Origin of the sequence: Neisseria sp. P0013.S005 (assembly GCF_051958425.1) — a bacterium.
GTDB classification, from domain to species: domain Bacteria; phylum Pseudomonadota; class Gammaproteobacteria; order Burkholderiales; family Neisseriaceae; genus Neisseria; species Neisseria subflava.
Map to the genome: position 1 here is coordinate 99,387 of NZ_JBQCVL010000001.1, position 26,455 is coordinate 125,841.

Here is a 26,455-nt window from a genome sequence, read left to right on the forward strand (position 1 = left end):
CACGGACTAAACTGTTATCGCCCGTCTTTTTCAGACGACCCTTTATCATCATTGTCAAAAATACTGTTGGCAGCATCATCGTAGTTCTTTTTATTACGTCGATTAAAAACAATATAAAGCACTAAGATGAAACTGATAAAAACCCAAACAGTAAAGAGCGAGCGAGCCCAGTTCACGTCCATGATGTTACCTTACGTTTTTCAATGCCAAGCCTAAGCCTTGCAGGTATGCAATCACCGCATCCAGCTCTGATTTGTTTGCCAAAGCTTCAGGAGCTTTTTCAATTTCTTCATCGCTGTAAGGCGTACCGACTTTACGCAGGGCTTTCATATGTGCCACTGTTGCTTCGGCATCGACTTTGTTGCGGGCAAGCCATGGGAAAGCAGGCATATTGGACTCTGGCACAACGTCGCGCGGATTCAGCAAGTGGATGCGGTGCCATTCGTCGGAATAGCGGCCGCCTACACGAGCCAAGTCCGGACCGGTACGTTTGGAACCCCATTGGAACGGATGGTCATAAACAGACTCACCGGCAACGGAGTAGTGGCCGTAACGTTCGGTTTCTGCACGGAACGGACGAATCATTTGAGAGTGGCAGTTATAGCAGCCTTCGCGTACGTAAATATCACGACCGGCCACTTGCAAAGCGTTATAAGGTTTCACACCTTCAATAGGTTGGGTTACAGCCTTGGAGAAGAACAGCGGCACGGCTTCAATCAACAGACCTACGCTGACTACAAGCAGGGTAAATACAATCAGGACGCCGACTTTTTCTTCAGCTAATTGTTGTAATTTCATTTTGGTAGCCTTTTCTTATGTTTTTAGTGGTGCTGGGTTTGAGACACCGCGGGAATCTCGGCATCAACCGCTTTGCCACTGATGGCTGTACGGTAAACGTTGTATGCCATGATACACATACCGCTCAGGTACAGCAGGCCGCCGGTGAAACGAATCATGTAGTAAGGCATGGTACGTTTAACTGACTCTACAAACGAATAAGTCAAAGTACCGTCAGCATTCAGAGAACCCCACATCAGGCCTTGCATCACACCGGCAATCCACATCGCGGCGATATACAGAACCACACCGATGGTTGCAATCCAGAAATGCGCTTCAACCAATTTGGTGCTGTACATTTCGTTTTTACCGAAGAGGCGTGGGATCATATAGTAAACGGAACCGATGGTTACGAAGCCTACCCAACCCAATGCACCGGCGTGAACGTGTGCAACAGTCCAGTCAGTGTAGTGGCTCAGAGCGTTAACAGTTTTGATAGACATCATCGGACCTTCGAAGGTAGACATACCGTAGAAGGACAGAGATACGATCAAGAATTTCAAAATCGGGTCAGTACGCAGTTTGTCCCATGCACCAGACAGAGTCATGATACCGTTGATCATACCGCCCCAAGAAGGTGCGAACAGGATCAAAGACAATACCATACCCAAAGATTGAGTCCAGTCAGGCAATGCGGTGTAGTGCAAGTGGTGAGAACCTGCCCACATATAAGTGAAAATCAAAGCCCAAAAGTGAACAACGGACAAGCGGTAAGAGTAAATAGGACGACCTGCTTGTTTTGGTACGAAGTAGTACATCATACCCAAGAAACCGGCTGTCAGGAAAAAGCCCACCGCATTGTGGCCATACCACCATTGAACCATCGCATCAATCGCACCAGAGTAAACTGGGTAAGATTTCATCAAACCGGCAGGGATGCTGATATTATTGACGATGTGCAACAGCGCAACAGCCAAGATAAAGCCGCCGTAGAACCAGTTGGCAACGTAAATATGTTTGATTTTACGTTTGGCAATCGTACCGAAGAATACGATAGCGTAGGCAACCCACACCAGCGTAATCAAAATGTCGATAGGCCATTCCAACTCGGCGTATTCTTTACCTTGGGTATAACCCATAGGCAAGCTGATAGCCGCAGCCACGATGACAGCCTGCCAACCCCAGAAGGTAAATGCAGGCAACCAACCGCCAAACAGACGGGTATTACATGTACGTTGAACAACGTAGTATGATGTACCGATCAAACCGCAACCACCGAATGCAAAAATAACCGCATTGGTATGCAGCGGACGCAGGCGGCCAAAGTGGAACCAAGGTCCAATTTCAGATAAATCAAGGGATGGAGCAAATAATTGGGCGGCTACAATTACACCGACCAACATGCCCACAATACCCCAAACTACAGTCATGATGGCGAACTGGCGCACCACTTTGTAGTTATAAGTTTGTGTGTCCATGGAAGTCTCCATAAATTATGGGTATAAAAAATTTTTATCTCACCCCAACCCTTACGTTTATGAAAAGCGCAATACGGCTAAGGCTCAAATTTTTCTAAATTTAACATAGACACCACAACATGCCAAGCAAAATTACATTCCATATTGCATAAAACCTTTAGTGAGACATCATCTCATTTCTTTTATAATCAATAATTTATTTAAACATATTCAATAAATAGGGCACGGCATTTTTTCAAGCCTCCTTTTTCGTACAGATTTATTGATATAGATTAAACCCAACCTTTTAAAACACTTATTCTTAATAAACTTTAGCAAACTATACGATAGCTATGATTAATTACAAAATTACCCCCAACTTTCTGTCTCATGAATGGCACATCACCTTATCGTTCACCCAACCCAATGATTATGAAACAGAAATCAGCCTACCAAACTGGGTTCCCGGCAGCTACCTCATCCGTGACTTTGCCCGCCACATCACACACATCAGCGCACGCTGCGACGACAAAGCCCAGCCGCTAACACAAACCAGCAAAAACCATTGGCAAACCCCGGCCCTCAGTGGAGCGTGGGAAATTTACTACACCATCTACGCATTCGACTTGTCTGTACGCGGCTCATTCCTCAGTACCGAGCGCGGCTTTTTCGATGGCGCGTGCCTCTTCTTAAAAGTACACGGACAAGAGGAACAACCGCACCAAGTCGAATTTCCTACCCTGCCACACACATGGCAAATAGCCACAACCCTGCCCCAAATTTCGGCGACCACTTTTCAGACGGCCTCATATACCGAGCTTATTGATCACCCCGTTGAAACAGGCATCATCGAATTCCTCGACTTTGAAGCACAAGGCATCCCCCACCGTATTGCATTAAGTGGTATTTACCCCGATTTCGACCGCGCCCGCTTCCTCGCCGATATTCAAAAAATCTGCGAAACCGAGTTGGCGATGTTCCCCACCCCTGCCCCGTTTACCGAATACCTTTTCCTACTACATCTGGGCGACAACCTCTACGGCGGACTGGAACACATCAGCAGCACCGCCCTACTCGCCGACCGCCACAGTCTGCCATCTTACGATATGGGCGAAGCCGACAAAGCCTATACCGAACTGCTCGGCCTCTTTTCCCATGAATACTTCCACGCATGGAACGTCAAATCCATCAAACCGGCCGTCTTCGCACCTTACAATCTCGACCAAGAAAACTACACCGAGCAACTTTGGGCATTTGAAGGCATTACGTCCTACTACGACGACCTCTTTCTTGCTAGAAGCAAAACCATCAGCCCCGAAGCCTACCTTACCCTGCTTGCACAAGGCATCACACGCGTACAGCAGACACAAGGCCGTCTGAAACAAACACTTGCCCAATCCAGTTTCAGCGCATGGGACAAGTTCTACAAACAAGACGAAAACAGCCCAAACGCCATCGTCAGCTACTATCAAAAAGGCGCACTGGCCGCACTTTGCCTCGACCTCATCATCCGTGAAAAAAGCCAAGGCAAATACACCCTCGACAGCGTGATGCAGCAACACTATCGCGACTGGTGCGACACCCATCAAGGCATACCCGAAAAACACTGGCAAACCCGTTGCCAAGAAATGACCGGTTTAGATTTAGCAACCTTCTTTCAGACGGCCTTATACAGCACCGAAGACCTTCCGCTCGCAGAATGTCTGCAAAGCGTAGGTGTCAAACTCGACTTCATCCCCCTGCCACGCCAGCACGGCGGAGCATTTGCAAGCGAACCCCAATCGGTTGCCCCCGCCAATGATTTGGGCGCACGTTTCAAACAAAACGGCGACCACGCTATCCTGACTCATGTATTTAATGGCGGCAGCGCAGAAAATGCCGGACTCTGCCCGCAAGACAAAATCATCGCCTTAGGCGGATATGCCTGCAACGACCTTGCGGCTCAGTGGAGCAAACTGCCTATCGGCACGCGCACCACCATCCATTTCTTCCGCCAAGGCCTGTTGCGCGAAACCAGTATCACAGTTCAAGCAGCAGAAGCCAATACCGCCCTGCTACACATTACCGATCGCCCAAAACTCGAAAACTGGTTGTACAATCATTAAATAAAACTTCAAACGGCCTGCCACTTTCTAGGCCGTCTGAAATCTACATATCCGCTCAATATAAAGAAAGGAAAAACTATGCCCATCCGTAAACTGACCGACTCCCTCTATATCGCCCCCCAACTGACCGAAGCCGATGTCCAAGAAGCCGTACGTCTCGGCATCCAAACCGTCATCTGCAACCGCCCGGACGGCGAAGAAGAAAACCAACCGGCTTTTGCCGAAGTACAAAACTGGTTTAAAGAAGCCGGCATCAACCAATTCTCACACCAGCCTGTTGTTGCGCCTCAAATCAACGCAGCCGATGTTGCAGCCTTCCAAAATCTGTTGCAACAATCTCCGGCTCCTATCCTTGCCTTCTGCCGTACCGGCACTCGCTGCTCCTTGCTTTGGGGTTATCATCAAGTGCAACACGGCGCATCCGTAGCCGAAGTAGTTGCCGCAGCCGAGCAGGCGGGCGTCAACCTCAGCAGCTTTGAAGCCCGCCTGCAAGAAGCCAAAGATAAAGGTTTGGCTTAATACTTAATTTATATAAGTAGCAGCCTTTAAACCAATCAGGCCGTCTGAAACCAATTCTTTCAGACGGCCTAATGACTTTTATTCACAATCAAACCTTATTTTTAATTTATTTCCACTATCCTAAAAATATATTTTCTAAATCAAGCCCGAATTGACCTGTATCAATACCCCAACCCTATTTTCATTTATAATGCCTTTCAATGCTTCAGGGCCAAGCCCTAATCATCCAGTTTTCCTCTATAAGAGCCAGCTCTCTTATTAAATGATTTTTCTTTCCTCTTGATGTGTGTGTGTTTGGGTGTGGCCGAAAGCCACCCCCTTTTTTTTATACCTACCCCTTTTAAGGCCGTCTGAAAACTTTCAGACGGCCTTTCCTTTCCCCTCACAAAAATAGTATAAAATCCCCTTATCGTTCAAACCACAAACTCAAAATACCATGGTCAATAAACTCACTCCCCCTCCCAGCCTGCCCGATCCGCAAGACCTCCGCGCTGTTATCGCCTACAACATGCGCCTCTACCGCGTCAACCACGGCTGGTCGCAAGAAGAACTGGCGCGCCAATGCGGACTTGACCGTACCTACGTCTCCGCCGTCGAACGCAAACGCTGGAACATCGCCCTTTCCAACATCGAAAAAATCGCATCCGCACTTAAAATCGCCCCTTACAAACTCCTCCTTCCGCCGCAAGAAATGCTCCGCCAAATGACCGAGCCTGCCGATACCCAAGCCTAATTCACAGCCAGATACCATCATGACCGCCGCCCAACAAGCCATCCAAACCTACCAGCAGCAAAAAGCCGCAGCAGAAACTGCCTACCGCCAAAACAACCGCCCTACCGCTTACTTCCGCGACCATATCGCTGCTGCCGAAACCCTGCTACAAACCCTCTGGCAAATCCACTTCCCCGACAGCAACGACATCAGTCTCATTGCCATCGGCGGCTTTGGGCGTTGCGAACTCTATCCCCATTCCGACTGGGACTTAGCAATTATTTCCTCCACTCCTTTTTCAGACGACCTGCAACAGCAAACCGCCCAATTTATCCAAACCCTTTGGGACGCACACCTCAATCCCGCCATCAAAAGCGGCAGCATAGAAGAAATCCTCCAAAGCACCCAAAACGACATTACCGGCGAAACCGCCTTTCTAGAAGCACGCCACCTACAAGGCAATGCCGACCTTACCGCCCAACTTCTAAACAAACTCAACACACGCCGCGACACAGCCACCTTTATCGAAGCCAAACTCCTCGAAATGGAGCAACGCCATACCAAATCCCAAGGTACAGGCGCACAACTCGAACCCAACATCAAAACTTGCCCCGGCGGCCTGCGCGACATCCACACCCTGATTTGGACAGCCAAAGCACAAGGCATAGACAGCAACCCCACCGCCCTTGTTACTGCCGGCGTCCTCACACGCACCGAAGCCGGTATGTTGGCCCATGGCTACCGCCGGCTCGCCAACATCCGCATTCATCTCCACCTTACTGCCGACCGCCCCGAAGACAGGCTGCTTTTCGACTACCAGTCCCAAGTTGCCGAAAGCTTAGGCTATACCCAACCCGACATCCGCGGCCGAAGCGAAGCCCTAATGCACACCTTCTACCGTGCCACTAAAGCCATCAAACAACTCAACGGCATCCTCATTCCGGTTCTCAAAAACCATCAAACCTCCAGCCGTCCCCAACATATCCACCCCATCGACAGCCGCTACAAACGCATCGGCCACCAAATCGCCGCCAACGACCTTGCCCTGTTCGAACAAAATCCCGAACACATCTTCACCATCATTCAAACCATGCAGGAGCAAAACATCACCACCATCGAGCCGCAAACCCTACGTGCATGGTGGGCGGCCACACGAAAAATCAACGCCCGTTTCACCCAAAATCCAGAAAACCGCCGCCGCTTTATCCAATTCTTCAAACACGGCACCGGCCTTACCCAAACCCTCCGTTTTCTCAACCTCTACGGCGTACTTGGCCGCTATCTCCCCGCATGGGAAAAAATCACCGGCCTGCTCCAACACGACCTCTTCCATATTTACCCCGTAGACGACCACATCCTGACCGTCGTCCGCAATATGCGCCGTCTCGCCATCGAAACCCACAGCCACGAAATGCCCGAGGCCAGCGCCATCATGCAGGCCTACCCAAGACCGCATGTCCTCTACACCGCCGCCCTGCTGCACGACATCGCCAAAGGCCGTGGCGGCGATCACGCCAAAGAAGGCATCAAAGACGCACAACAATTCGCCGCCAACCACTACTACACCGAAGAAGAAAGCCACCTCCTCGCATGGCTGGTTGAAAACCACCTGCTCATGTCCACCGTTGCCCAAAAAGAAGACATCCAAGATCCCCATGTCCTCCAAGCCTTTTGCCGCCGTATTCCCACGCGCGAATACCTCGACGCACTCTACCTGCTTACCATTGCCGACATCCGCGGCACCAACCCCAAACTTTGGAACACATGGCGCGCCAGTCTGCTCCAAACCCTCTACCACAGCACCGCCGCCGTTTTAAACAGCAAACACCACGATCCCGAACGCCTCCCCAACCGACGCGAACAAGCCTCGACCGATCAGCTCACACGCGCGGCCGTTCCCCTCAAAAACCAACAAAAACTCCGCCGCATCCTCGGCAGCGCATACTACGTCCGCCATCAGACGCGAGAAATCCTCTGGCACACCGCAAACCTCGCCTACGACACCCAAAGTCCGGCCGTCCGCAGCCGTATCCTCCCCCAAAGCAACAGCCTTCAAGTCATGGTATTCATGCCCAATGGCGACCGCCTCTTCGCACGCCTCTGCCGCATCTTCAGCAGCCACCGCTTCGACATCCAAGCCGCCCGTGCCTTTATTACCGAGCACGACTACATCCTTGACACCTTTATCCTGCAACTTCCCGACAATCTCCCGCCCGAAGAATATCCCGACCGTCAAAGCGCACTCGAAGCCGAACTCAACAGCTTCATCCACGGCAATACCACCGTCCAAAAACAAAGCGGCCGCCCGCACATCAGCCGCCGCATCCGCCACATTCCCATTCCGCCTACCGTAATCATCACCCCCGAAGAAGATTATCCCGGCTGGCACACCATAGACATCACCGCCGTCAACCGCCCCCATCTCCTCGCCGATATCGCCGAGACCTTCTTTGCACACAACATCAGCCTGCGCTACGCCAAAATCACCACCTTGGATCAGCGCATTGAGGACAGCTTCATCACCTACAGCCCATCCCTCCAAGACCCGCAAACCCAAAACACCCTAAAACAGGCATTGATCGAAGTCTTGGCCCCATAAAGGCCGTCTGAACATCTTAAAAACATAGGGTGAGCATTTTTTGCTCACCCTAATCGCACCCAAAAATATAAATATCTCGAACATACCCTTCTAAAACACTCAAGAAATCCAAAGCCTTAAAATTCGAAACCAAAACTTCCTTCTGACATAAAACTACATTCTAAAATCATAACCCATATGAATATAATTCCAATAACAAATTTTCATTCACCTATTACACCAAACCTTCTTCAAAAATCCTTCCTTCCAAATTTTCTCCTTATCCGTATTCAAACAAAATACGCATAAAAAATAAAACCCATAAAAAACAAAAAAATAAAATCACAAAATATTAAACTCACCGATTAATCCATAAAAATACCGTCCATCTAAATCAATTAACATATTATTGAGTCAAGCTTAATTTCTGACGAAAACGTCACATACCCAAACTTGCACACACTCTCTGTCACAAAAAACACAAAACTGACAAAAAACGTCAACCCCCTATTTCCCAAAAATCCTGAAACTTTCAAACAAAACCTCACAAAATTTAAAAATTTAAAAATAATTTCAATAAAAACAATAAACAAAAAATAAAAAATAAATTTTCTAATCAGTTTTGCACACTTGGCACACCGACTGCTTGTAATAACACATCCGATAAGGCTCAAGCCTCAAAGCAGCAAGCCCGACGGAAGCTGTATATTCCTTCTTACTTATGGTTTACTCATAATACATAGTGCCAAGCACATTACGGATTTTTTACTTAAACACAATTATTCACACTTTAAAACTGGAATTTTAAACAATGAAAGCAATCCAAAAAGGTTTCACCCTGATCGAATTGATGATCGTTATCGCCATCTTGGGCATCTTGGCCGTAATCGCTCTGCCTGCATACCAAGACTACACCGTCCGCGCTAAAGTAGCTGAAGGCTTAGGCCTCGCAGCTCCTGCAAAATTGGCCGTATATGAAACTTCCGCAGCACTCGGTAGCTTGGATAAAGTTAATGCTGAGAATAGTGGTTATAAATTTGTAAAAACCAAGTACGTTGAAAGTATTAAAATTGAAGACGGCGGTATAATTAAAGTTGTAACTAAAGATACTGGAGCAAAAGACAATCCTGAATTTACTCTGACCCCAAGCCAAGCTTCAAATAATATTGAAGCACCAATCGAGTGGGCATGTACTAAAGATAAAGGTGAAGAGAAACATTTGCCTGCTAACTGCCGAGCTGATACTCCTAAGAAGCCATAATTTTTACATAAACAGCACATTTTCAGATAAGCTTTTCAGATAAAAGCAAATCCCATAAGATTATTATGGGATTTGCTTTATAAAAATAAAAAAGCTTGAAAACGATACACTCAAATGAATACCCCATTTCAAACCCAAAAAGGTTTTACCCTGATTGAGCTGATGATAGTTATCGCTATCCTCGGTATTCTGGTTGTTGTCGCCATACCCACTTACAAAAACCATACCGGTAGGGCGCAAGCCTCCGAAGCAATATACCTTACCGACGACCTGAAAACCGAAATCAGCATTGCCTCAGCGGTAAATAACCGCCTGCCCAATGCAGAGGATGTCAGCAAACAAGGCGCAATCGGCGTTATCGCTCAAAGCATCGGCGGCACATACATCCAAAACGGTGGCGTAACTGTAGAAGCAGATACAGGCAAAATCAGCATTCCTTTCGATAAAGGACAAAACAAAGGCAAAGTCCTGACCCTGACCCCTTATCGAAATAATAACGATTCGACTTGGTTGCTCAACTGGCGATGCGGCGGAACACTGGATCCGATGATGGTTCCCGCCATGTGCCGCGATAACTCAAACGGATAACAACCAAGCATATACCCTAAGAAAAACACAAAAATACATTGCGAAGAAAACACCCCAAACAAAGCCAAATACAAACGCGGAAAACGAATCAAAGCAAAAGAACAAAACTCTCCAAAACACGGTCATTAAGAGCCTGAATGATCACATTACGAAAATAAATGCCGTCTGAAATTCATTTTCAGACGGCCTCTTTATATCCAATCCTAATATGACATAAAACTTTGATCTAGATTAGTTTCAGACGGCCTTCATCTTTTCACCACTACATAAAACAAATTCGCAACACTCCTTATAAGACAATTTGTCGCCTATCTGAACTCAATATATAATTTAACCATACAAGTCTTTATTTTTAAGCATTTTTCATTTTTAAAACATACATTACCTACATTGGGAGAACCATCATGCCTCATCTAAACTTGGATAAAACGGATTTAAAGATTCTGCAGGTTTTGCAGGAAAATGGGCGGTTGAGCAATGTTGAGCTTTCTGAAAAGGTGGCGCTCTCCCCTTCTCCCTGCCTGCGCCGTCTCAAACAGCTTGAAGATGCGGGCATTATTCAAAAATACGCTGCCCAGCTTTCTCCCGTATCTTTGGGCTTGGGCTTGCAGGCTTTTATCCGTGTATCGATTAGCAAGGCAAAAGATGCGCGCGAGGATTTTTCCGAATCTGTCCGCGCCTGGCCGGAAGTATTAAGCTGCTTTGCTTTAACAGGCGAAACCGACTATCTGCTCCATGCGTTTTTTACCGATATGAACGCGTTTTCCCATTTTGTTTTGGACACGCTGCTTTCGCACCACGGCGTGCAAGATGCGCAATCGAGTTTTGTGTTGAAAGAAATTAAAAACACGACTGCTCTGCCTTTAGTTCATTTGGTTCAGGATTAATGATTTAAAACTGATAAAGGCCGTCTGTTATTCAGACGGCCTTTTAAATTCCAATGGTTTGCTTTCAAGCCCATACACTTGTATACTTTTTAAGAATAATTCACATAAGCTTTTACTATGACTGACACTGCCCATCTCGATATCGATACTGTTTCAGAACATACCAAACAATGGCTGGAAAAAGCCGTTATCGGGCTGAATCTCTGCCCGTTTGCCAAAGCGCCGCACGTTAAAAACCTGGTTCGCATCGTTGTCAGCGAAGCCCGTCATTTGGACGGTTTCCTTGAGGACTTGGATCGTGAATTGCAACTTCTGGGCAATACGCCTGCTTCGGAATTGGAAACCACTTTACTGGTTCATCCGACGCTATTCCCTGATTTTGAAACCTTCAACCAAATGCTGGAAATTGCCGACGATGCGGTTATAGAAAACGAATTGGAAGGCATTGTCCAAATTGCGCCGTTCCATCCCGATTTTCAATTTGAAGGCACTGAAGCCGACGACATCAACAACTACACCAACCGCTCGCCCTACCCGACCTTGCATCTGATTCGTGAAGACAGTATTGCCAAAGCGGCTGAAGCATTTCCTGATGCCTCGGCAATTTTCGACCGCAATATCGCACTACTGGAAAAAATGGGGCATGAGGGCTGGGATAAATTAGACATTCCGCGTTGTCCATTTCCACATCACAAGCCGTCTGAAAACAAATAATTGGTGACGGGAAGATGGTTCGCTATTTATTGATTTTTTGCGGCGCATTGTCGCTTGTCTTGGGCATTATCGGCATTTTCCTGCCATTACTGCCGACTACGCCTTTCATTTTATTGACCGCCGCCTGCTGGGCAAAAGCTTCGCCGCGCTTTCACAATTGGCTGTATCATCACCGCCATTTCGGCCCGATCATACAAAATTGGGAAAACAACGGCGCCGTGCCGCGCAAGGCAAAGTTCTTCGCTATCGGCATGATGGCCCTTTCTTGCCTGTTTATGTTTTGGCAATTTCCAGAACGCTGGTGGATTGGTGCCGTTTCATCAGTCTTCTGTAGCTGCGTGGCTGTGTGGATGTGGTTACGGCCGGAGGCATAAAATAAAACAGGTGGGCATTTTCGCTTACCTATTTTTTTGTTTTCATACCCAATTTATCCATTAAAACAATCAGTAAGAACTAAAACACCCTATTCATCCTCATTTTTCAGACGGCCTCCATTTATTCAATTAAATGTAAATTTTAGCTAAAATTAATTCAAAATATTTTTTCGATAGCATTATTTTCAAAGTTTCAAGCTCCTGTTTCAAAAACATTTTTTTACTACTTCCAACTACTCCCATCGCTTTTATTCCTTTATTTGTATCAACATTTCTTTTGATTCCAACACTCTAAACCGTCCCTTAACACTTGCTTTGCGTTATACTTTCCCCTGACACAACCGCGCAGTTCGTCTGGATATTTTCAGACGGCCTGAATATTTCACCGCCGTGCTCTCTCAACGAAGTTCCTCACTGCGCAACAGAATAAAAAGGAAATACTATGCGCTATCTCTCATTTTTACTGCTTCTTACCGCCTTTCCTGCTGCGGCATCCGATTTTGACGGCTCATCCGCAAGCCTGCTTTGGGGTCTGCCGTTTGCACTGATTCTCTTGTCTATTGCACTCGGACCTCTGTTTTTCTCCCGCATTTGGCATCACCACTTCGGCAAAATTACAGCGTTTTGGACGCTGCTGTTTTTAACGCCGTTTATCGTAACCTTTGGTTTCGGAGCCGGCGTACATACCGTTGCCCACGCGTTGGTTGAAGAATATATCCCCTTTATCCTGTTGCTTTTGGCACTCTATACCATTTCAGGCGGTATTTTTGTCAGCGGCGACTTGCACGGCTCGCCCAAATTAAACACAACCCTGTTGGCAGTCGGCACGGCTTTGTCGTCCATCATGGGGACGACAGGCGCGGCGATGCTGATGATTCGTCCGCTTTTGAAAGCCAACCATAAACGCCACTACCGCGTTCACATCGTGATTTTCTTCATTTTCTTGGTGGCGAATATCGGCGGCGGTCTGACTCCTTTAGGCGATCCTCCTTTGTTCTTAGGATTCCTGAAAGGCGTAGATTTCATGTGGACGGTCAAACACATGCTGATGCCTGTATTGATCAGTTCTGTGATTTTGCTGGCCGTTTTCTACATCATCGACAGCCGACACTTCAACCGTGAACAAAGCGAACACCTTGCTCCTGCTCCTTCCGATAAAGAAGACAAAGTCAAAATTTACGGCAAATGGAATTTTCTGTTACTGGCCGGTGTAGTCGGCGCGGTTTTGCTGTCCGGTTTGTGGAAACCAAATCATCCGGGCTTTGAAATCTTAGGCAGCCATTACGCCTTGCAAAACCTGATGCGCGATGGCATTTTGCTGGCTTTGACCGCCGTATCTTGGATTATTACGCCCAAACAGGTACGCGCAGGCAATGAGTTCAACTTCGAGCCGATTGCCGAAGTGGGCAAACTGTTTTTGGGTATTTTCATTACCATTTCGCCTGTTTTGGCGATTTTGAAAGCCGGCGAAACAGGCGCATTGGCTTCCGTTGTTTCTTTGGTTCACGACGCGGCAGGCAATCCGATTAATGTGATGTATTTCTGGATGAGCGGCATTTTGTCGGCATTCTTGGATAACGCGCCGACTTATTTGGTGTTCTTCAATATGGCCGGTGGCGATGCCCAAGCCTTGATGACAGGCCACCTGTTCCACTCGCTGCTGGCAGTATCTATGGGTTCCGTATTTATGGGTGCGCTCACTTATATCGGTAATGCGCCGAACTTCATGGTCAAAGCCATTGCCGAACAACGCGGCGTACCGATGCCTTCCTTCTTCGGCTATATGGCATGGTCGGTGATTGTATTGGTACCTCTGTTTGCCCTGCATACGATGATTTTCTTTGTTTGGCAGCTCTTTTAAACTTAAAGGCCGTCTGAAATTCAGACGGCCTTTCATTTTCAGCCATATCATCAAATATAGCGTTTAAATATCAATCAGTTAAAAATTATTTCCCTTAACACTCGATTACACATTCCTACTTTTTTCCCACTTTTCCCGTAAAAATAAGCGTAAAACTGACATAAAGCAGCCTATACCTGATAAAATCTAAAGCTTTGTTGTTTGCGTTTATTCGTTGTTTTTATAGCAAACCTCTGCTTTTTCAGACGGCCCATCCGTTGTTTCAAAACATTACATGCCGTCTGAAAAAAACAATCCGACATCCGAATCTCAACCCACCAAAAAGTAACGCATCCTTATGATTAAGATAAAAAAAGGCTTAGACCTGCCTATCGCAGGCAGACCGGAGCAAGTCATTTATGACGGTCCGGCCATTACCGAAGTCGCGTTGCTTGGCGAAGAATATGTCGGCATGCGCCCCTCGATGAAAATCAAGGAAGGCGAAGCCGTCAAAAAAGGCCAAGTGCTGTTTGAAGACAAAAAGAATCCGGGCGTAGTATTTACTGCTCCGGCTTCAGGCAAAATCGCCGCGATTCACCGTGGCGAAAAGCGCGTACTTCAGTCAGTCGTAATTGCCGTTGAAGGCAACGACGAAATCGAGTTCGAACGCTACGCACCTGAAGCGCTGGCAAAATTGAGCAGCGAAGAAGTGCGCCGCAACCTGATCCAATCCGGTTTGTGGACTGCACTGCGCACCCGTCCGTTCAGCAAAATCCCTGCCGTCGATGCCGAACCGTTCGCCATCTTCGTCAATGCGATGGACACCAATCCGCTGGCTGCCGATCCTACGGTCATCATCAAAGAAGCCGCCGAAGACTTCAAACGCGGCCTGCTGGTATTGAGCCGCCTGACCGAACGTAAAATCCATGTATGTAAAGCAGCCGGCGCAGATGTGCCGTCTGAAAACGCTGCCAACATCGAAACACATGAATTTGGCGGCCCGCATCCTGCCGGTTTGAGTGGCACGCACATTCATTTCATCGAGCCGGTCGGTGCAAACAAAACCGTTTGGACCATCAATTATCAAGATGTGATTGCCATTGGCCGTTTGTTTGCAACAGGCCGTCTGAACACCGAGTGCGTGATTGCCTTGGGTGGCTCTCAAGTCAACAAACCGCGCCTCTTGCGTACCGTTTTGGGTGCGAAAGTATCGCAAATTACTGCAGGCGAATTGGTTGACGCAGACAACCGCGTGATTTCCGGCTCAGTATTGAACGGCGCGATTGCACAAGGCGCGCACGATTACCTCGGCCGCTACCACAATCAGATTTCCGTTATCGAAGAAGGCCGCAGCAAAGAGCTGTTCGGCTGGGTTGCGCCGCAGCCGGACAAATACTCGATTACGCGTACGACCCTCGGTCATTTCCTGAAAAACAAACTCTTCAAGTTCACGACAGCCGTCAATGGCGGCGACCGTGCCATGGTGCCGATTGGCACTTACGAACGCGTGATGCCGCTGGACATCCTGCCTACTTTGCTTCTGCGCGATTTAATCGTCGGTGATACCGACAGCGCGCAGGCTTTGGGTTGCTTGGAATTGGACGAAGAAGACCTCGCTTTGTGCAGCTTCGTCTGCCCGGGTAAATACGAATACGGCCCGCTGTTGCGCAAGGTGCTGGAAACCATTGAGAAGGAAGGCTGATTATGGGCTTGAAACATTTTCTGGAAAAAATCGAACCGCACTTCCTGCCGGGCGGCAAACATGAAAAATGGTATGCCCTCTATGAAGCTGCGGCGACGATTTTCTACACATCCGGTGCGGTAACGCGCAAAGCGGCGCACGTCCGCGATGCGCTGGATTCCAAACGCATGATGATTTTGGTATGGCTGGCTTTGTTCCCCGCCATGTTTTACGGTATGTACAACGTCGGCGCACAGGCATTCGGTGCGCTGACACCCGATTTGCTGCAACAAAGCATCGCAAACGACTGGCATTACGCCCTTGCCAACGCTTTGGGCATTAATATGTCGTCTGAAGCGGGCGTGTTGGGCAAAATGCTGTTCGGCGCGATTTACTTCCTGCCGATTTACGCAACCGTATTTATCGTCGGCGGCTTCTGGGAAGTCTTGTTCGCCACCGTGCGCAAACACGAAATCAACGAAGGTTTCTTCGTGACTTCGATTCTGTTTGCCTTAATCGTTCCGCCTACGCTGCCGCTGTGGCAGGCTGCCTTGGGTATTACCTTCGGCGTGGTGGTTGCGAAAGAAGTGTTCGGCGGTACGGGTAAAAACTTTATGAACCCCGCGCTGGCAGGCCGTGCCTTCTTGTTCTTCGCCTATCCTGCGAATATTACCGGCGACACCGTTTGGACGGCGGTTGACGGCTATTCCGGCGCAACTGCGTTGGCGCAATGGGCGGCACACGGTTCAGAAGGTCTGAAAAATGCTGTTACCAATCAATCCATCACTTGGATGGATGCGTTTATCGGTAACGTGCCCGGTTCTATCGGGGAAGTATCCACTTTGGCGCTTTTAATCGGCGGCGCGTTTATCGTGTTTGCCCGCATCGCTTCTTGGCGCATTATTGCCGGCGTGATGATCGGTATGATTGCCATGTCTTCGCTGTTTAACGTCATCGGTTCGGACACCAACGCCATGTTTTCCATGCCTTGGTACTGGCACTTGGTGGTCGGAGGCTTCGCCATCGGTATGCTGTTTATGGCGACCGACCCTGTTTCCGCTTCCTTTACCAATGTCGGCAAATGGTGGTACGGCGCGCTTATCGGTGTAATGTGCGTGTTGATCCGCGTGGTCAACCCAGCTTACCCCGAAGGCATGATGTTGGCGATTCTGTTTGCCAACCTGTTTGCCCCGATTTTCGACTATTTCGTCGCACAAGCGAACATCAAACGCAGAAAGGCGCGCAGCAATGGCTAAGAAATTCGATAAAGACAGCTTCAGCGGCACGCTGATTGTGGTATTGGTTGTCAGCCTGATTTGTTCCATCATCGTTGCTGGTGCGGTCGTCGGCTTGAAACCAATCCAAGAGAAACAAAAACTCCAAGACAAACAAGGCTATATCTTGAGCGTAGCTGGTTTGATGGATAAAAACACCGACATCAGCAAAACCTTTGCCGAGCGTATCGAGCAACGTGTCGTGGACTTGGCAACCGGCGAATACGTCGCCGATGCGCCTAAAGACTTCAGCGCACGCGTTGCCGGCAAAGACCCTGCCCAAAGCATCCAAATCAAACCTGAAGACGATTTGGCAGGCATCAAAAGCCGTGCCAAATACACTGAGGTTTACTTGGTAAAAGGCGAAGACGGTAAAGTCAGCCAAATCATCCTGCCTATGCACGGCAACGGTTTGTGGTCTGTCATGTACGGTTTTGTCGCCATTCAACCTGACGGCAACACCATCAACGGCATTACCTACTACGACCAAGGCGAAACTCCGGGTTTGGGCGGCGAAATCGGCAACCCTCTGTGGCAACAAAAATTCGTCGGCAAAAAACTGTTTAACGAACAAGGCAAATTTGCCCTGCACGTCGGCAAAGGCGCAAGCTCAGACAAAGAACACGGCGTAGATGCCCTCTCCGGCGCGTCGCTGACGTCTAAAGGTGTGCAAGGTTCGTTCGACTACTGGTTCGGCGAAAACGGCTATATCCCCTACCTGAACAAATTGAAATCAGCAGGAGCACAATAATGGCTGACATGAAACGCTTGAAACATTTGATGTTTTCACCCTTTATCGACAACAACCCAATTGCCTTGCAAGTTTTGGGTATTTGTTCGGCTTTGGCGGTTACCACCAAACTTCAGACGGCCATCGTAATGGGTATTTCCGTCAGTTTAGTAACCGGTTTTTCCAGCTTCTTCATTTCTTTGGTACGCAACTACATCCCCAACAGCATCCGTATTATTGTGCAAATGGCGATTGTTGCTTCCTTGGTAACGCTGGTTGACCAACTGCTCCAAGCTTTTGCTTATGAGCTGTCCAAACAGCTGTCCGTATTCGTCGGCCTGATTATTACCAACTGTATCGTGATGGGCCGCGCCGAAGCATTCGCCATGAAAGAGCCTCCTTTGGAGAGCTTGGTTGACGGTATCGGTAACGGCGCAGGTTACGGCATGATGTTGATCATCATCGCAACCATCCGCGAACTGATCGGCTCAGGCAAGCTCTTTGGCTACACCATTTTCCAAACCGTACAGGACGGCGGCTGGTATCAAACCAACGGCTTATTCCTGCTCGCCCCTAGCGCATTCTTCATCATTGGCTTCTTGGTATGGGGTCTGCGCACTTGGAAACCTGAACAGGCGGAGAAATAACACATGGAACATTACTTAAGCCTCTTTGTAAAATCCGTCTTTCTGGAAAACATGGCACTTTCCTTCTTCTTGGGGATGTGTACATTTTTGGCGGTATCTAAAAAAGTATCCACTGCATTCGGTTTGGGCGTGGCTGTAACTTTCGTACTCGGCCTGTCCGTCCCAGCCAACCAACTGGTTTACTCGCTGTTGAAAGACGGCGCGCTGGTTGAAGGTGTGGACCTGACCTTCCTGAAATTCATCACCTTCATCGGCGTGATTGCGGCTTTGGTGCAGATTCTGGAAATGTTCTTGGACAAATTCGTTCCCGCCCTCTATAACGCGCTGGGCATCTACCTGCCGCTGATTACCGTAAACTGCGCGATTTTTGGTGCTGTTTCGTTTATGGCGCAACGCGAATACAACTTCGGCGAATCCGTCGTGTACGGCTTCGGCGCGGGCTTGGGCTGGATGTTGGCAATTGTCGCTTTGGCGGGCATTACCGAAAAAATGAAATATTCGGACGCTCCCAAAGGCCTCAAAGGACTGGGCATCACCTTTATCTCCGCCGGCCTGATGGCGATGGCGTTTATGTCGTTTTCAGGTATCCAGTTGTAAAAACGTTCAGGCCGTCTGAAAAATAAAACAGAAGGAAAAACATGTTTATCATTTCGCTGACCTACACCGCCGAACTTGCTCAAATAGAACAGCACTTGGCTGCCCACCGCCAATTTTTAGACCGCTACTATCAGGCAGGCGTATTTCTGTTTTCAGGGCGGAAAGAACCGCGCACCGGCGGCATCATCATCGCCCAAGCCGCTGGCCGCGACGAAGTGGAACGTATCATTAGCAAAGACCCTTTCCGCCAAGCAGGTATCGCCGATTACGCGATAACAGAGTTTATCCCCAGCAAAACCGCGCCTGATTTAAGCCACTATGCCGGGGCCTGAATTTTCAGACGACCTAAAACTCCATTTGGCGCAGCCAAAAATATTTTTGAATTAAAGGAACACCTATGGAAATCATCTTAGGTATCGTGATGTTCACCGTCATCGTCTTGGCTTTGGCACTGATGATTCTGTTTGCCAAATCCAAGCTGGTGAGCGAGGGCGACATCACCATCAAAGTCAATGATGAAAAAGAGCTGACTATGCCCGCCGGCGGCAAACTGCTGGGCGCGCTTGCCAGCCAAGGCATCTTCGTTCCCTCCGCCTGCGGTGGCGGCGGTTCGTGCGGACAATGCCGCGTTGTCGTGAAAAGCGGCGGCGGCGACATTCTGCCGACCGAGTTGTCCCACATCAGCAAACGCGAAGCACGCGAAGGCTGCCGTCTGTCCTGCCAAGTTAACGTCAAAACAGACATGGACATTGAAGTACCGGAAGAAGTGTTCGGCGTGAAAAAATGGGAATGCACCGTCATCTCCAACGACAACAAAGCCACGTTCATTAAAGAACTCAAGCTTGCCATTCCCGAAGGCGAAGAAGTTCCCTTCCGTGCAGGCGGCTACATCCAAATCGAAGCCCCGCCGCACACCGTTGCTTACAAAGACTTCGACATTCCTAAGGAATATCACGAAGACTGGGACAAATACAATCTGTGGCAATACGTTTCCAAAGTGGACGAGCCGATTTTGCGCGCTTACTCCATGGCTTCATATCCTGAAGAAAAAGGCATCATCATGCTGAACGTGCGTATCGCCACGCCGCCTCCGCGCGTACCTGATGCACCTCCGGGACAAATGTCGTCTTACATCTGGTCGCTCAAACCCGGCGACAAAGTAACCATTTCCGGCCCGTTCGGCGAATTTTTCGCCAAAGACACCGATGCCGAAATGGTATTCATCGGTGGCGGTGCGGGTATGGCGCCGATGCGTTCCCACATTTTCGACCAGTTGAAACGTTTGAACTCCAAACGCAAAATCACCTTCTGGTACGGTGCACGTTCCAAACGCGAAATGTTCTATGTTGAAGACTTCGACCAACTTGCAGCAGAGTTCCCGAACTTCACATGGCACGTCGCCTTGTCCGATCCGCTGCCGGAAGACAACTGGGACGGCTACACAGGCTTCATCCACAACGTGGTTTACGAAAACCACCTGAAAAACCATGAGGCACCGGAAGACTGCGAATTCTACATGTGCGGCCCTCCGATCATGAACCAGTCCGTGATCAAAATGCTCAAAGACTTGGGCGTGGAAGACGAAAACATCCTCTTGGACGATTTCGGCGGCTAACAGACAAAAAGGAAGAAACTACGGTTTCTTCCTTTTTTTATTTCTAGGCCGTCTGAAAACTATACTTTCAGACGGCCTGACCCTTTCTTTTACGATACAATAAAGGCTTCAAAAAATAATCCGCAAATCCCTTATGCCGTTTCTTTCAAATTCGTTTTACCGTCTGATAATCGGTTGCACCGTTGCCATCCTTTCCGCGCTCACACTCTCTGCCTGCCAACCTGAAAAACAACAAACCATTACCCTGCAAGGCGAGACCATGGGCACGACCTATACCGTCAAATATCTTTCAGACGGCCAAGACAAACTCCCCTCCCCTGCCGAAATACAAAAACGCATTGATGACGCACTTAAAGAAGTCAATCGGCAAATGTCTACCTACCAGACCGATTCCGAAATCAGCCAATTCAACCAGCTGCGCACCGTCAATCAGGCCATGCCCATTTCCCTAGACTTTGCCTATGTGACCGGCGAAGCCTTGCGTTTAAACAAACTAACGCACGGCGCACTAGACGTAACCGTCGGTCCTTTGGTCAACCTCTGGGGATTCGGCCCGCAAAAAGAAATCACGCACGAACCGACTGCGCAAGAAATCCAACATGCTTCAGAAATGGTCGGCACAGACAAAATCAAACTTTCCCAAGACGGACAGCAGCCTACACTTGCCAAAACCCATCCCGAAGTCTATTTAGACCTATCTTCTATCGCCAAAGGCTTTGGCGTGGATAAAACCGCCGCCGAACTTGAAAAACTCAATATCGGCAATTATTTGGTAGAAATCGGGGGTGAGTTGCATGGCAAAGGCCACAATGCGCAAGGCAACCCTTGGCGTATCGGCATCGAGCAGCCCAATATCGTTCAAGGAGGCGCCACCCAAATTACCATTCCATTGGACAATAAATCACTGGCTACGTCCGGCGACTACCGCATTTTCCATGTTGATAAGTCAGGCCGCCGCCTTTCCCATATCATCAACCCTAAAACCAAACAACCCATCAGCCACAACCTTGCTTCCATCAGCGTAGTAGCTGAAAACGCCACACTTGCAGACGGCCTTTCAACCGGCTTATTCGTCCTCGGAGAAACCGAAGCACTTAAACTTGCCGAGCAAGAAAATCTCGCCGTTTTCCTTATCATCCGAACTCCGCAAGGCGGCTACCATACTGAAATGTCCAGCGCATTCAAAAAATTATTAAACTAACCTTCAGGAATACACACATGAAAACCCTCCTCCTTACTTTCGGTATCTTTATCCTTGTCATCCTCGGCATGGCAGTCGGCTATATTTTCTCCAAACGCACCATTAAAGGCAGCTGCGGCGGCATTTCCTCTCTCGGTATGAAGAAAATGTGCGATTGCGATACGCCATGCGATACCTTGCAAAAAGAGCTGGATAAAAAACAACATTCCGACAATCAAGGCATCAAGGTCGATCATTAAAGTCGTTGTTGAATATTTATTCATGATTTAAGACCGCTTATCCCCTATCAGGCCGTCTGAAAAATAAAAGAGCGTGACCCCAATGGATACACGCTCTTTTATTTTGCCTCTTATTAAAGCAATTCAAAAATATCTTGCATACACATTTGAAACAAGCCTCCAAACTAATCGGGAAATAAAAAAGAAAAGCTCCTGCAAAACAGGAGCTTTTTCTTGGAAGAAACCGGATTATTTCAATTTAGTTTCTTTGTAAATAACGTGTTTACGGGCTACCGGGTCAAATTTTTTGATTTCCAGTTTGCCAGGCATAGTACGTTTGTTTTTAGTAGTTGTGTAGAAGTGACCAGTACCAGCGCTGGACTCCAGTTTGATTTTATCGCGCATTGCAGTAATCCTTAATTAATGGTGTTTAAATTAAGCTTCGCCGCGAGCACGCAAATCAGCCAATACGACATCAATGCCTACTTTATCGATGGTGCGCAATGCAGCGTTAGAAACGCGCAGGCGAACCCAGCGGTTTTCACTTTCTACCCAGAAACGACGTGATTGCAAGTTAGGCAAAAAACGACGTTTGGTTTTGTTGTTGGCGTGTGATACGTTATTGCCAGACATCGGGCGCTTACCGGTCACTTTGCAAACTCGTGCCATGGTTAGTCTCCAAACTTCTAAAATAGTAAAACGCGATTTATACCACGAAATCCGCCTTCAGTTCAAGTCGTTTGCTGAAAAAACGGGATTTGTGGAAATAAATCTTCTCAATATGTTGCATCTGCGAAACGGTATTTCGCAAAGCCTTAACTTTTCAATTATAACGGATTTCTTTAAAAAAATCATCTGTCGTTTGCATGGTCGGCGAAATAAACAGGCCGTCTGAACATTTCAGACGGCCTGTTTTATCATCATGCTTTTTTCTTCAACGCCGCATTCAAAATGCAGCCGAGTATAAAGCAGGCTAAAGAGGGAACAACCCATCCTAAACCGATATTGTAAAACGGCAATGCGCGCTCGATAGCGGCAGCGGTGTCGGCATCAAATCCAAACGCGGCCTTATAGGCATCGAGCAAACCGACCACAAGGGCCGCCATCATGGTGCAGAAATAGACAATACGGCCGCCGCCAAACAATTTATCTGTCAAAGCCAGCAGAATGATGACGATGGTCAGCGGATACAACAGCATCAACATAGGGATGGAAAACTGCAAAATCGCTGAAAGGCCCTTGTTGGCCAACAGGATAGACACCACAGTATTCAGTATCACAAAGGCTTTATAAGAAATACCCGGGCAGAGACGGTTGAAATATTCGGCGCATGAAGTAATCAAGCCAACCGCCGTACTCAGGCAGGCAAGCAGCACCATCACGCCCAGCAGCACAATACCGGCCGTACCGAAATAGTGTTGTGCAGTTTTAGACAAAACCGACGCGCCGTTTTCCTGCAAGCCGATACCGGCCACACCTGTCGCGCCCATATAGCCGATAAACAGGTAAACCACTGCCAAACAAGAAGCCGCCAACACGCCCGAAATCGTCGTAGTCTTCAGCAAGTCTGCACGGTTGTCCACGCCCATGGCGCGAACGGCATCGATGACGATAATGGCAAACACCAGCGAAGCCAGCGCGTCCATGGTACCGTAGCCTTCCAAAATGCCTTTAACCAACGGATGAGTGGCAAAATCGCCTTGCGCCGCCTGCGGCACGCCCATTGGGTTAATGGCGGCATAGCCGACCAATATCGCAATTGACAGCAACAAAACAGGCGTGAGGATTTTACCGATACGGTCAACCAGCTTACCCGGAGAAATCGACAGCCAATAAGTCATACCGAAAAACACCAGGCTGAATACGGCCAATGCGATGTTTTTCCAAGATTCATCAATAAAAGGGGAAATCGCGGTTTCAAAAGACACTGTCGCCGTACGCGGCATGGCAAACAGAGGGCCGATTGCCAAATAAAGCGCCGTGGCAAAAGTCACGCCGTACCAAGGCGCAACACGGGAAGCCAGCGCCTCCACATCGCGCGAACCGGAATAGCCGACGGCAATCACACCCAACAACGGCAAACCCGCCCCTGTCAGCAAAAAGCCGGACATGGCCGAAAGCCAGTTTTCACCGGCCTGCTGTCCCAAAAAAGCAGGAAAAATCAGGTTCCCCGCCCCAAAAAACAGGGCAAACAACATTAAGCCCACTGCCCATAAAGAAGCTTTGGTATGACTTGTCGTCGAATCCATTTTAGTTCTCTTTATTCAAATTCTCGTTATCGGTTTCATCGGCTTCAAGGCCGTCTGAAAGCATTTCAGCTTCGTTTGTTTCCAAACCGTCTTTCAGGCTGATTTCGATTTCACCATAATTTTCAGGCTGCACGATACGCACCAAGCCTTCTTTAGCCAATTCCAGCAATGCAATAAAATTGACCACCACATATATCGCACCCTGCTCCGGCTTAAATAAATCGCTAAACTTGCTGATACCACTTTCGTTCAAGCGACGCAAAATCGCCGTCATCTGCGCGCGCACGGAAATGGTTTCCCGCACCACTTCATGACTGCGCGTATGCTTGGCACGCGACAAAATACCCAACCAAGCCTGCGTCAAATCGGCAACGTACACTTCCGGCAACTTCGCTTCGACCGCGATTTCCAGCGGCAAATACGCCCAAGCAAAATCACGCCCGGCACGCGGCAACGCATCCAAGCCCTGAGCCGCCAGTTTCATCTGTTCGTAAGCCAACAGACGGCGCACCAACTCAGCACGCGGATCCGCCTCTTCATCCTCAACTTCTTCAGGACGCGGCAACAGCAGGCGCGATTTAATTTCAATCAACATCGCCGCCATCAGCAGGTATTCCGCCGCCAAATCAAACTGATACGCTTCCATTTGGGCAATATAGTGCAGATACTGCTCGGTAATCTTCACCATCGGAATATCGAGGACATCGATATTTTGCTTGCGGATAAGGTACAGCAGCAAATCCAACGGCCCTTGGAAGCTGCTCAATACCACCTTCAACGCATCAGGCGGAATAAACAAATCCTGCGGCACATCGGTGACAGGCTGACCGAACACCCACGCAACGGTATGTTCAGACGGCGTTGCGGCAGTGGAAGAAATAAGGTGTTCTGAAGGCATGGTTAAAGGGTCTTTTTCTTTTTAAGTTTAGTAAGAAGTTTCATCAACAAAAGGCCGTCTGAAACAAGGACAACCCGTTTTAAATATAAAAATCAACGTTTTTTACGATTGATTTGCAAAGAAACAATGGCGACGGCAAAGGTCTGGGCCAAGGCCATACCCAACAGCGGCAGACTGGCGAAAACTGTACCCGCCAGTACCGAGCCAACATCTCGGGACAACACAAAACCATCCCTCGCAAGCATCGCCACTATCAAAGCTAACAGCAGCAAACTTTCGCAGCCGACCAAAAACCAAATCATTTTAACCGAACGGCGGTTAAGCCATTTCATAATACCGGCGTGCAAAAGACTGAATATCACGACGGACAGAAACGGATAAAGAAAAGTGGTGAATGGGCGGTCATAACCGCTTTGCACACACAAATAATCGCCCGGCAGCGTATTGCATTCCGTCACATCAAGAAACATCGGATCGACAGCATACATCAATACGCCGAACCATACCGCATAAATCAGACTGGCAATAAAATAGGCTTTGAAAAATCGGCTCTTAACCATCTTCCTCTACCCCTCACTTCCGCCCCGCGATATGCTCCACCGCCGCCTGCGCACAATACAGCCCAAACGAAGCCGTTACCAGCATACTCGCGCCGTAGCCCGCGCAGGACAAACCTTGCGGCGCGGCATCGGTCGAACACGCTTCGCCGGATTGCGGCGGCGTAATATTCTCGGTTGAATAAACGCAAGGCACGCGCATTTTTTCTTTGGTATCGCGGCTGAAGCCGTAGCGTTTGCGCAAGGTGTAGCGCAAATTGGAAAGCAGCGGATCGTGGGTAACTCGGCTCAAATCGGCGGTTTGGATTAAAGCCGGATTTTTCTGTCCGCCCGCGCCGCCGCTGATAATAAACGGTTGTTTATGTTGCACGAAATACGCCGCCATCGCCGCTTTGACACGGATTTGGTCGATGGCGTCGATAACGAAGTCAAAAGGCCGTCTGAAAAACTCGTCCAGATTGTCTTCGGTAACAAAATCTTCGATTTCCGTCACTTCGCATTGCGGATTGATTTGGGCGATGCGTTCGCGCAAAGCAGTAACTTTTGCCTTACCGAAATCATCGGTCAAAGCGTGCAACTGGCGGTTGACATTGGACTCGGCAACATTGTCCAAATCAATTAGCGTTAAACGACCGATACCGCTCCGAACCAAAGCCTCCACCGCCCACGAGCCGACGCCTCCGACGCCGACCACGCACACATGCGCACGCGAAAAGCGCGCCAGTGCTTCGTCTCCGTAAAGCCTGGCAATGCCGCCAAAGCGGCGCGAAGAAAGAAAAGCGGCGTCCTGCATAAGTAACCTTGTGATATATCAATAAATTAATGAAAAACGCCACAGGCGAATCGGACTGACATTATACTTGAAAGCAGATGGGCTGTTGTACCCGCCCGAAAGAGTTTATAATCGTTTCACATTCAGACAAGTTCTGATTTCATATTAAACGAAAGTGCCGCTACTCGGCGCAAAAGGAGAATA

Annotated in this window: 28 protein-coding genes; 19 read left to right on the top strand and 9 right to left on the bottom strand. The window is 48.6% G+C overall.

What is annotated here, in order from left to right:
• Positions 1 to 14 precede the first annotated feature (14 nt).
• Genes ACTHTA_RS00495 through ccoN form a run of 3 tightly spaced genes read right to left on the bottom strand, consistent with a single transcriptional unit; the run spans position 15 to position 2,255 of the window.
• A complete protein-coding gene (locus tag ACTHTA_RS00495) occupies positions 15 to 182 on the bottom strand; it encodes a cbb3-type cytochrome oxidase subunit 3 (protein ID WP_003684417.1) in 168 nt (55 codons plus the stop codon).
• 4 nt (positions 183 to 186) lie between these two features.
• On the bottom strand, positions 187 to 798 hold the full coding sequence (ccoO, locus tag ACTHTA_RS00500) for a cytochrome-c oxidase, cbb3-type subunit II (RefSeq protein WP_003680866.1): 612 nt from the start codon (positions 796 to 798) through the stop codon (positions 187 to 189).
• 23 nt (positions 799 to 821) lie between these two features.
• Positions 822 to 2,255, bottom strand: coding sequence for a cytochrome-c oxidase, cbb3-type subunit I (ccoN, locus tag ACTHTA_RS00505; protein WP_193699282.1), 1,434 nt, complete (start codon positions 2,253 to 2,255; stop codon positions 822 to 824).
• A 332-nt stretch (positions 2,256 to 2,587) separates the two neighbouring features.
• On the opposite strand from ccoN, the gene ACTHTA_RS00510 reads away from it, so the two are divergent.
• The 19 genes from ACTHTA_RS00510 to nqrM all read left to right on the top strand — a co-directional run bounded on the left by ACTHTA_RS00510 (position 2,588) and on the right by nqrM (position 21,796).
• Positions 2,588 to 4,339, top strand: a complete 1,752-nt coding sequence (locus tag ACTHTA_RS00510) for a M61 family metallopeptidase (protein ID WP_440364130.1) — start codon at positions 2,588 to 2,590, stop codon at positions 4,337 to 4,339.
• 78 nt (positions 4,340 to 4,417) lie between these two features.
• Positions 4,418 to 4,858: a TIGR01244 family sulfur transferase gene (locus ACTHTA_RS00515; protein ID WP_049352543.1), complete on the top strand. Its 441-nt coding sequence runs from the start codon at positions 4,418 to 4,420 to the stop codon at positions 4,856 to 4,858.
• A gap of 436 nt (positions 4,859 to 5,294) precedes the next feature.
• On the top strand, positions 5,295 to 5,591 hold the full coding sequence (locus tag ACTHTA_RS00520) for a helix-turn-helix domain-containing protein (protein ID WP_003680870.1): 297 nt from the start codon (positions 5,295 to 5,297) through the stop codon (positions 5,589 to 5,591).
• Positions 5,592 to 5,610: 19 nt separating this feature from the next.
• Positions 5,611 to 8,169, top strand: a complete 2,559-nt coding sequence (glnD, locus tag ACTHTA_RS00525; protein ID WP_440364129.1) for a [protein-PII] uridylyltransferase — start codon at positions 5,611 to 5,613, stop codon at positions 8,167 to 8,169.
• Between the two features lie 790 nt (positions 8,170 to 8,959).
• Complete coding sequence (locus ACTHTA_RS00530) at positions 8,960 to 9,409, top strand: pilin (protein WP_440364128.1); 450 nt, start codon at positions 8,960 to 8,962, stop codon at positions 9,407 to 9,409.
• A 114-nt stretch (positions 9,410 to 9,523) separates the two neighbouring features.
• Positions 9,524 to 9,997, top strand: a complete 474-nt coding sequence (locus tag ACTHTA_RS00535; protein ID WP_440364127.1) for a pilin — start codon at positions 9,524 to 9,526, stop codon at positions 9,995 to 9,997.
• A 404-nt stretch (positions 9,998 to 10,401) separates the two neighbouring features.
• Positions 10,402 to 10,884 carry an Lrp/AsnC family transcriptional regulator gene (locus tag ACTHTA_RS00540; RefSeq protein WP_003684427.1) on the top strand — a complete coding sequence of 161 codons (483 nt, stop codon included), beginning with the start codon at positions 10,402 to 10,404 and terminating at the stop codon, positions 10,882 to 10,884.
• Between the two features lie 117 nt (positions 10,885 to 11,001).
• The gene (locus tag ACTHTA_RS00545) at positions 11,002 to 11,598 is read left to right on the top strand and encodes a DUF1415 domain-containing protein (protein WP_308887182.1); all 597 of its coding nucleotides are present in this window, start codon (positions 11,002 to 11,004) and stop codon (positions 11,596 to 11,598) included.
• A 14-nt stretch (positions 11,599 to 11,612) separates the two neighbouring features.
• Positions 11,613 to 11,972: a YbaN family protein gene (locus ACTHTA_RS00550; RefSeq protein ID WP_070632654.1), complete on the top strand. Its 360-nt coding sequence runs from the start codon at positions 11,613 to 11,615 to the stop codon at positions 11,970 to 11,972.
• A gap of 442 nt (positions 11,973 to 12,414) precedes the next feature.
• The gene (locus ACTHTA_RS00555; RefSeq protein ID WP_308887181.1) at positions 12,415 to 13,833 is read left to right on the top strand and encodes a sodium:proton antiporter; all 1,419 of its coding nucleotides are present in this window, start codon (positions 12,415 to 12,417) and stop codon (positions 13,831 to 13,833) included.
• Between the two features lie 337 nt (positions 13,834 to 14,170).
• A complete protein-coding gene (locus ACTHTA_RS00560) occupies positions 14,171 to 15,514 on the top strand; it encodes a Na(+)-translocating NADH-quinone reductase subunit A (protein ID WP_308887180.1) in 1,344 nt (447 codons plus the stop codon).
• A gap of 2 nt (positions 15,515 to 15,516) precedes the next feature.
• Positions 15,517 to 16,749, top strand: coding sequence for an NADH:ubiquinone reductase (Na(+)-transporting) subunit B (locus ACTHTA_RS00565; RefSeq protein ID WP_308887179.1), 1,233 nt, complete (start codon positions 15,517 to 15,519; stop codon positions 16,747 to 16,749).
• Positions 16,742 to 17,518 carry a Na(+)-translocating NADH-quinone reductase subunit C gene (locus ACTHTA_RS00570; RefSeq protein ID WP_049329021.1) on the top strand — a complete coding sequence of 259 codons (777 nt, stop codon included), beginning with the start codon at positions 16,742 to 16,744 and terminating at the stop codon, positions 17,516 to 17,518. The genes ACTHTA_RS00565 and ACTHTA_RS00570 overlap by 8 nt, the downstream gene beginning before the upstream one ends.
• On the top strand, positions 17,518 to 18,144 hold the full coding sequence (locus tag ACTHTA_RS00575; RefSeq protein ID WP_049352534.1) for an NADH:ubiquinone reductase (Na(+)-transporting) subunit D: 627 nt from the start codon (positions 17,518 to 17,520) through the stop codon (positions 18,142 to 18,144). Before ACTHTA_RS00570 ends, ACTHTA_RS00575 begins: the two co-directional genes overlap by 1 nt.
• Positions 18,145 to 18,147: 3 nt before the next feature.
• Positions 18,148 to 18,741: an NADH:ubiquinone reductase (Na(+)-transporting) subunit E gene (nqrE, locus tag ACTHTA_RS00580; RefSeq protein ID WP_308887178.1), complete on the top strand. Its 594-nt coding sequence runs from the start codon at positions 18,148 to 18,150 to the stop codon at positions 18,739 to 18,741.
• Positions 18,742 to 18,782: 41 nt separating this feature from the next.
• On the top strand, positions 18,783 to 19,073 hold the full coding sequence (locus tag ACTHTA_RS00585; RefSeq protein WP_308887177.1) for a YciI family protein: 291 nt from the start codon (positions 18,783 to 18,785) through the stop codon (positions 19,071 to 19,073).
• A 65-nt stretch (positions 19,074 to 19,138) separates the two neighbouring features.
• The gene (gene nqrF, locus ACTHTA_RS00590) at positions 19,139 to 20,356 is read left to right on the top strand and encodes an NADH:ubiquinone reductase (Na(+)-transporting) subunit F (protein WP_003741084.1); all 1,218 of its coding nucleotides are present in this window, start codon (positions 19,139 to 19,141) and stop codon (positions 20,354 to 20,356) included.
• A 133-nt stretch (positions 20,357 to 20,489) separates the two neighbouring features.
• A complete protein-coding gene (locus tag ACTHTA_RS00595; RefSeq protein ID WP_308887175.1) occupies positions 20,490 to 21,557 on the top strand; it encodes an FAD:protein FMN transferase in 1,068 nt (355 codons plus the stop codon).
• A 17-nt stretch (positions 21,558 to 21,574) separates the two neighbouring features.
• A complete protein-coding gene (gene nqrM / locus ACTHTA_RS00600; protein ID WP_063069108.1) occupies positions 21,575 to 21,796 on the top strand; it encodes a (Na+)-NQR maturation NqrM in 222 nt (73 codons plus the stop codon).
• A gap of 228 nt (positions 21,797 to 22,024) precedes the next feature.
• Here the strand turns inward: nqrM and rpmG are convergent, their stop codons facing one another.
• The 6 genes from rpmG to ACTHTA_RS00630 form a co-directional block, all read right to left on the bottom strand.
• Positions 22,025 to 22,180 (bottom strand): 50S ribosomal protein L33, encoded by a 156-nt coding sequence (rpmG, locus tag ACTHTA_RS00605; protein WP_003684373.1) that lies wholly within the window; start codon positions 22,178 to 22,180, stop codon positions 22,025 to 22,027.
• A gap of 30 nt (positions 22,181 to 22,210) precedes the next feature.
• The gene (gene rpmB / locus ACTHTA_RS00610; protein WP_002216391.1) at positions 22,211 to 22,444 is read right to left on the bottom strand and encodes a 50S ribosomal protein L28; all 234 of its coding nucleotides are present in this window, start codon (positions 22,442 to 22,444) and stop codon (positions 22,211 to 22,213) included.
• A gap of 251 nt (positions 22,445 to 22,695) precedes the next feature.
• Positions 22,696 to 24,024, bottom strand: coding sequence for a branched-chain amino acid transport system II carrier protein (gene brnQ, locus ACTHTA_RS00615; RefSeq protein WP_308887173.1), 1,329 nt, complete (start codon positions 24,022 to 24,024; stop codon positions 22,696 to 22,698).
• Position 24,025: 1 nt separating this feature from the next.
• Positions 24,026 to 24,922, bottom strand: coding sequence for a segregation and condensation protein A (locus ACTHTA_RS00620; protein WP_440364025.1), 897 nt, complete (start codon positions 24,920 to 24,922; stop codon positions 24,026 to 24,028).
• A gap of 92 nt (positions 24,923 to 25,014) precedes the next feature.
• Positions 25,015 to 25,482, bottom strand: a complete 468-nt coding sequence (locus tag ACTHTA_RS00625; protein ID WP_440364024.1) for a hypothetical protein — start codon at positions 25,480 to 25,482, stop codon at positions 25,015 to 25,017.
• 13 nt (positions 25,483 to 25,495) lie between these two features.
• Positions 25,496 to 26,272: a tRNA threonylcarbamoyladenosine dehydratase gene (locus ACTHTA_RS00630; RefSeq protein ID WP_313971575.1), complete on the bottom strand. Its 777-nt coding sequence runs from the start codon at positions 26,270 to 26,272 to the stop codon at positions 25,496 to 25,498.
• Between the last annotated feature and the right edge of the window lie 183 nt (positions 26,273 to 26,455).

Bases quoted from the DNA above. Each gene is read 5' to 3' on its own strand.
- ACTHTA_RS00495 (WP_003684417.1), bottom strand. From the start codon at position 182: ATGGACGTGAACTGGGCTCGCTCGCTCTTTACTGTTTGGGTTTTTATC.
- ccoO (WP_003680866.1), bottom strand. From the start codon at position 798: ATGAAATTACAACAATTAGCTGAAGAAAAAGTCGGCGTCCTGATTGTA.
- ccoN (WP_193699282.1), bottom strand. From the start codon at position 2,255: ATGGACACACAAACTTATAACTACAAAGTGGTGCGCCAGTTCGCCATC.
- ACTHTA_RS00510 (WP_440364130.1), top strand. From the start codon at position 2,588: ATGATTAATTACAAAATTACCCCCAACTTTCTGTCTCATGAATGGCAC.
- ACTHTA_RS00515 (WP_049352543.1), top strand. From the start codon at position 4,418: ATGCCCATCCGTAAACTGACCGACTCCCTCTATATCGCCCCCCAACTG.
- ACTHTA_RS00520 (WP_003680870.1), top strand. From the start codon at position 5,295: ATGGTCAATAAACTCACTCCCCCTCCCAGCCTGCCCGATCCGCAAGAC.
- glnD (WP_440364129.1), top strand. From the start codon at position 5,611: ATGACCGCCGCCCAACAAGCCATCCAAACCTACCAGCAGCAAAAAGCC.
- ACTHTA_RS00530 (WP_440364128.1), top strand. From the start codon at position 8,960: ATGAAAGCAATCCAAAAAGGTTTCACCCTGATCGAATTGATGATCGTT.
- ACTHTA_RS00535 (WP_440364127.1), top strand. From the start codon at position 9,524: ATGAATACCCCATTTCAAACCCAAAAAGGTTTTACCCTGATTGAGCTG.
- ACTHTA_RS00540 (WP_003684427.1), top strand. From the start codon at position 10,402: ATGCCTCATCTAAACTTGGATAAAACGGATTTAAAGATTCTGCAGGTT.
- ACTHTA_RS00545 (WP_308887182.1), top strand. From the start codon at position 11,002: ATGACTGACACTGCCCATCTCGATATCGATACTGTTTCAGAACATACC.
- ACTHTA_RS00550 (WP_070632654.1), top strand. From the start codon at position 11,613: ATGGTTCGCTATTTATTGATTTTTTGCGGCGCATTGTCGCTTGTCTTG.
- ACTHTA_RS00555 (WP_308887181.1), top strand. From the start codon at position 12,415: ATGCGCTATCTCTCATTTTTACTGCTTCTTACCGCCTTTCCTGCTGCG.
- ACTHTA_RS00560 (WP_308887180.1), top strand. From the start codon at position 14,171: ATGATTAAGATAAAAAAAGGCTTAGACCTGCCTATCGCAGGCAGACCG.
- ACTHTA_RS00565 (WP_308887179.1), top strand. From the start codon at position 15,517: ATGGGCTTGAAACATTTTCTGGAAAAAATCGAACCGCACTTCCTGCCG.
- ACTHTA_RS00570 (WP_049329021.1), top strand. From the start codon at position 16,742: ATGGCTAAGAAATTCGATAAAGACAGCTTCAGCGGCACGCTGATTGTG.
- ACTHTA_RS00575 (WP_049352534.1), top strand. From the start codon at position 17,518: ATGGCTGACATGAAACGCTTGAAACATTTGATGTTTTCACCCTTTATC.
- nqrE (WP_308887178.1), top strand. From the start codon at position 18,148: ATGGAACATTACTTAAGCCTCTTTGTAAAATCCGTCTTTCTGGAAAAC.
- ACTHTA_RS00585 (WP_308887177.1), top strand. From the start codon at position 18,783: ATGTTTATCATTTCGCTGACCTACACCGCCGAACTTGCTCAAATAGAA.
- nqrF (WP_003741084.1), top strand. From the start codon at position 19,139: ATGGAAATCATCTTAGGTATCGTGATGTTCACCGTCATCGTCTTGGCT.
- ACTHTA_RS00595 (WP_308887175.1), top strand. From the start codon at position 20,490: ATGCCGTTTCTTTCAAATTCGTTTTACCGTCTGATAATCGGTTGCACC.
- nqrM (WP_063069108.1), top strand. From the start codon at position 21,575: ATGAAAACCCTCCTCCTTACTTTCGGTATCTTTATCCTTGTCATCCTC.
- rpmG (WP_003684373.1), bottom strand. From the start codon at position 22,180: ATGCGCGATAAAATCAAACTGGAGTCCAGCGCTGGTACTGGTCACTTC.
- rpmB (WP_002216391.1), bottom strand. From the start codon at position 22,444: ATGGCACGAGTTTGCAAAGTGACCGGTAAGCGCCCGATGTCTGGCAAT.
- brnQ (WP_308887173.1), bottom strand. From the start codon at position 24,024: ATGGATTCGACGACAAGTCATACCAAAGCTTCTTTATGGGCAGTGGGC.
- ACTHTA_RS00620 (WP_440364025.1), bottom strand. From the start codon at position 24,922: ATGCCTTCAGAACACCTTATTTCTTCCACTGCCGCAACGCCGTCTGAA.
- ACTHTA_RS00625 (WP_440364024.1), bottom strand. From the start codon at position 25,482: ATGGTTAAGAGCCGATTTTTCAAAGCCTATTTTATTGCCAGTCTGATT.
- ACTHTA_RS00630 (WP_313971575.1), bottom strand. From the start codon at position 26,272: ATGCAGGACGCCGCTTTTCTTTCTTCGCGCCGCTTTGGCGGCATTGCC.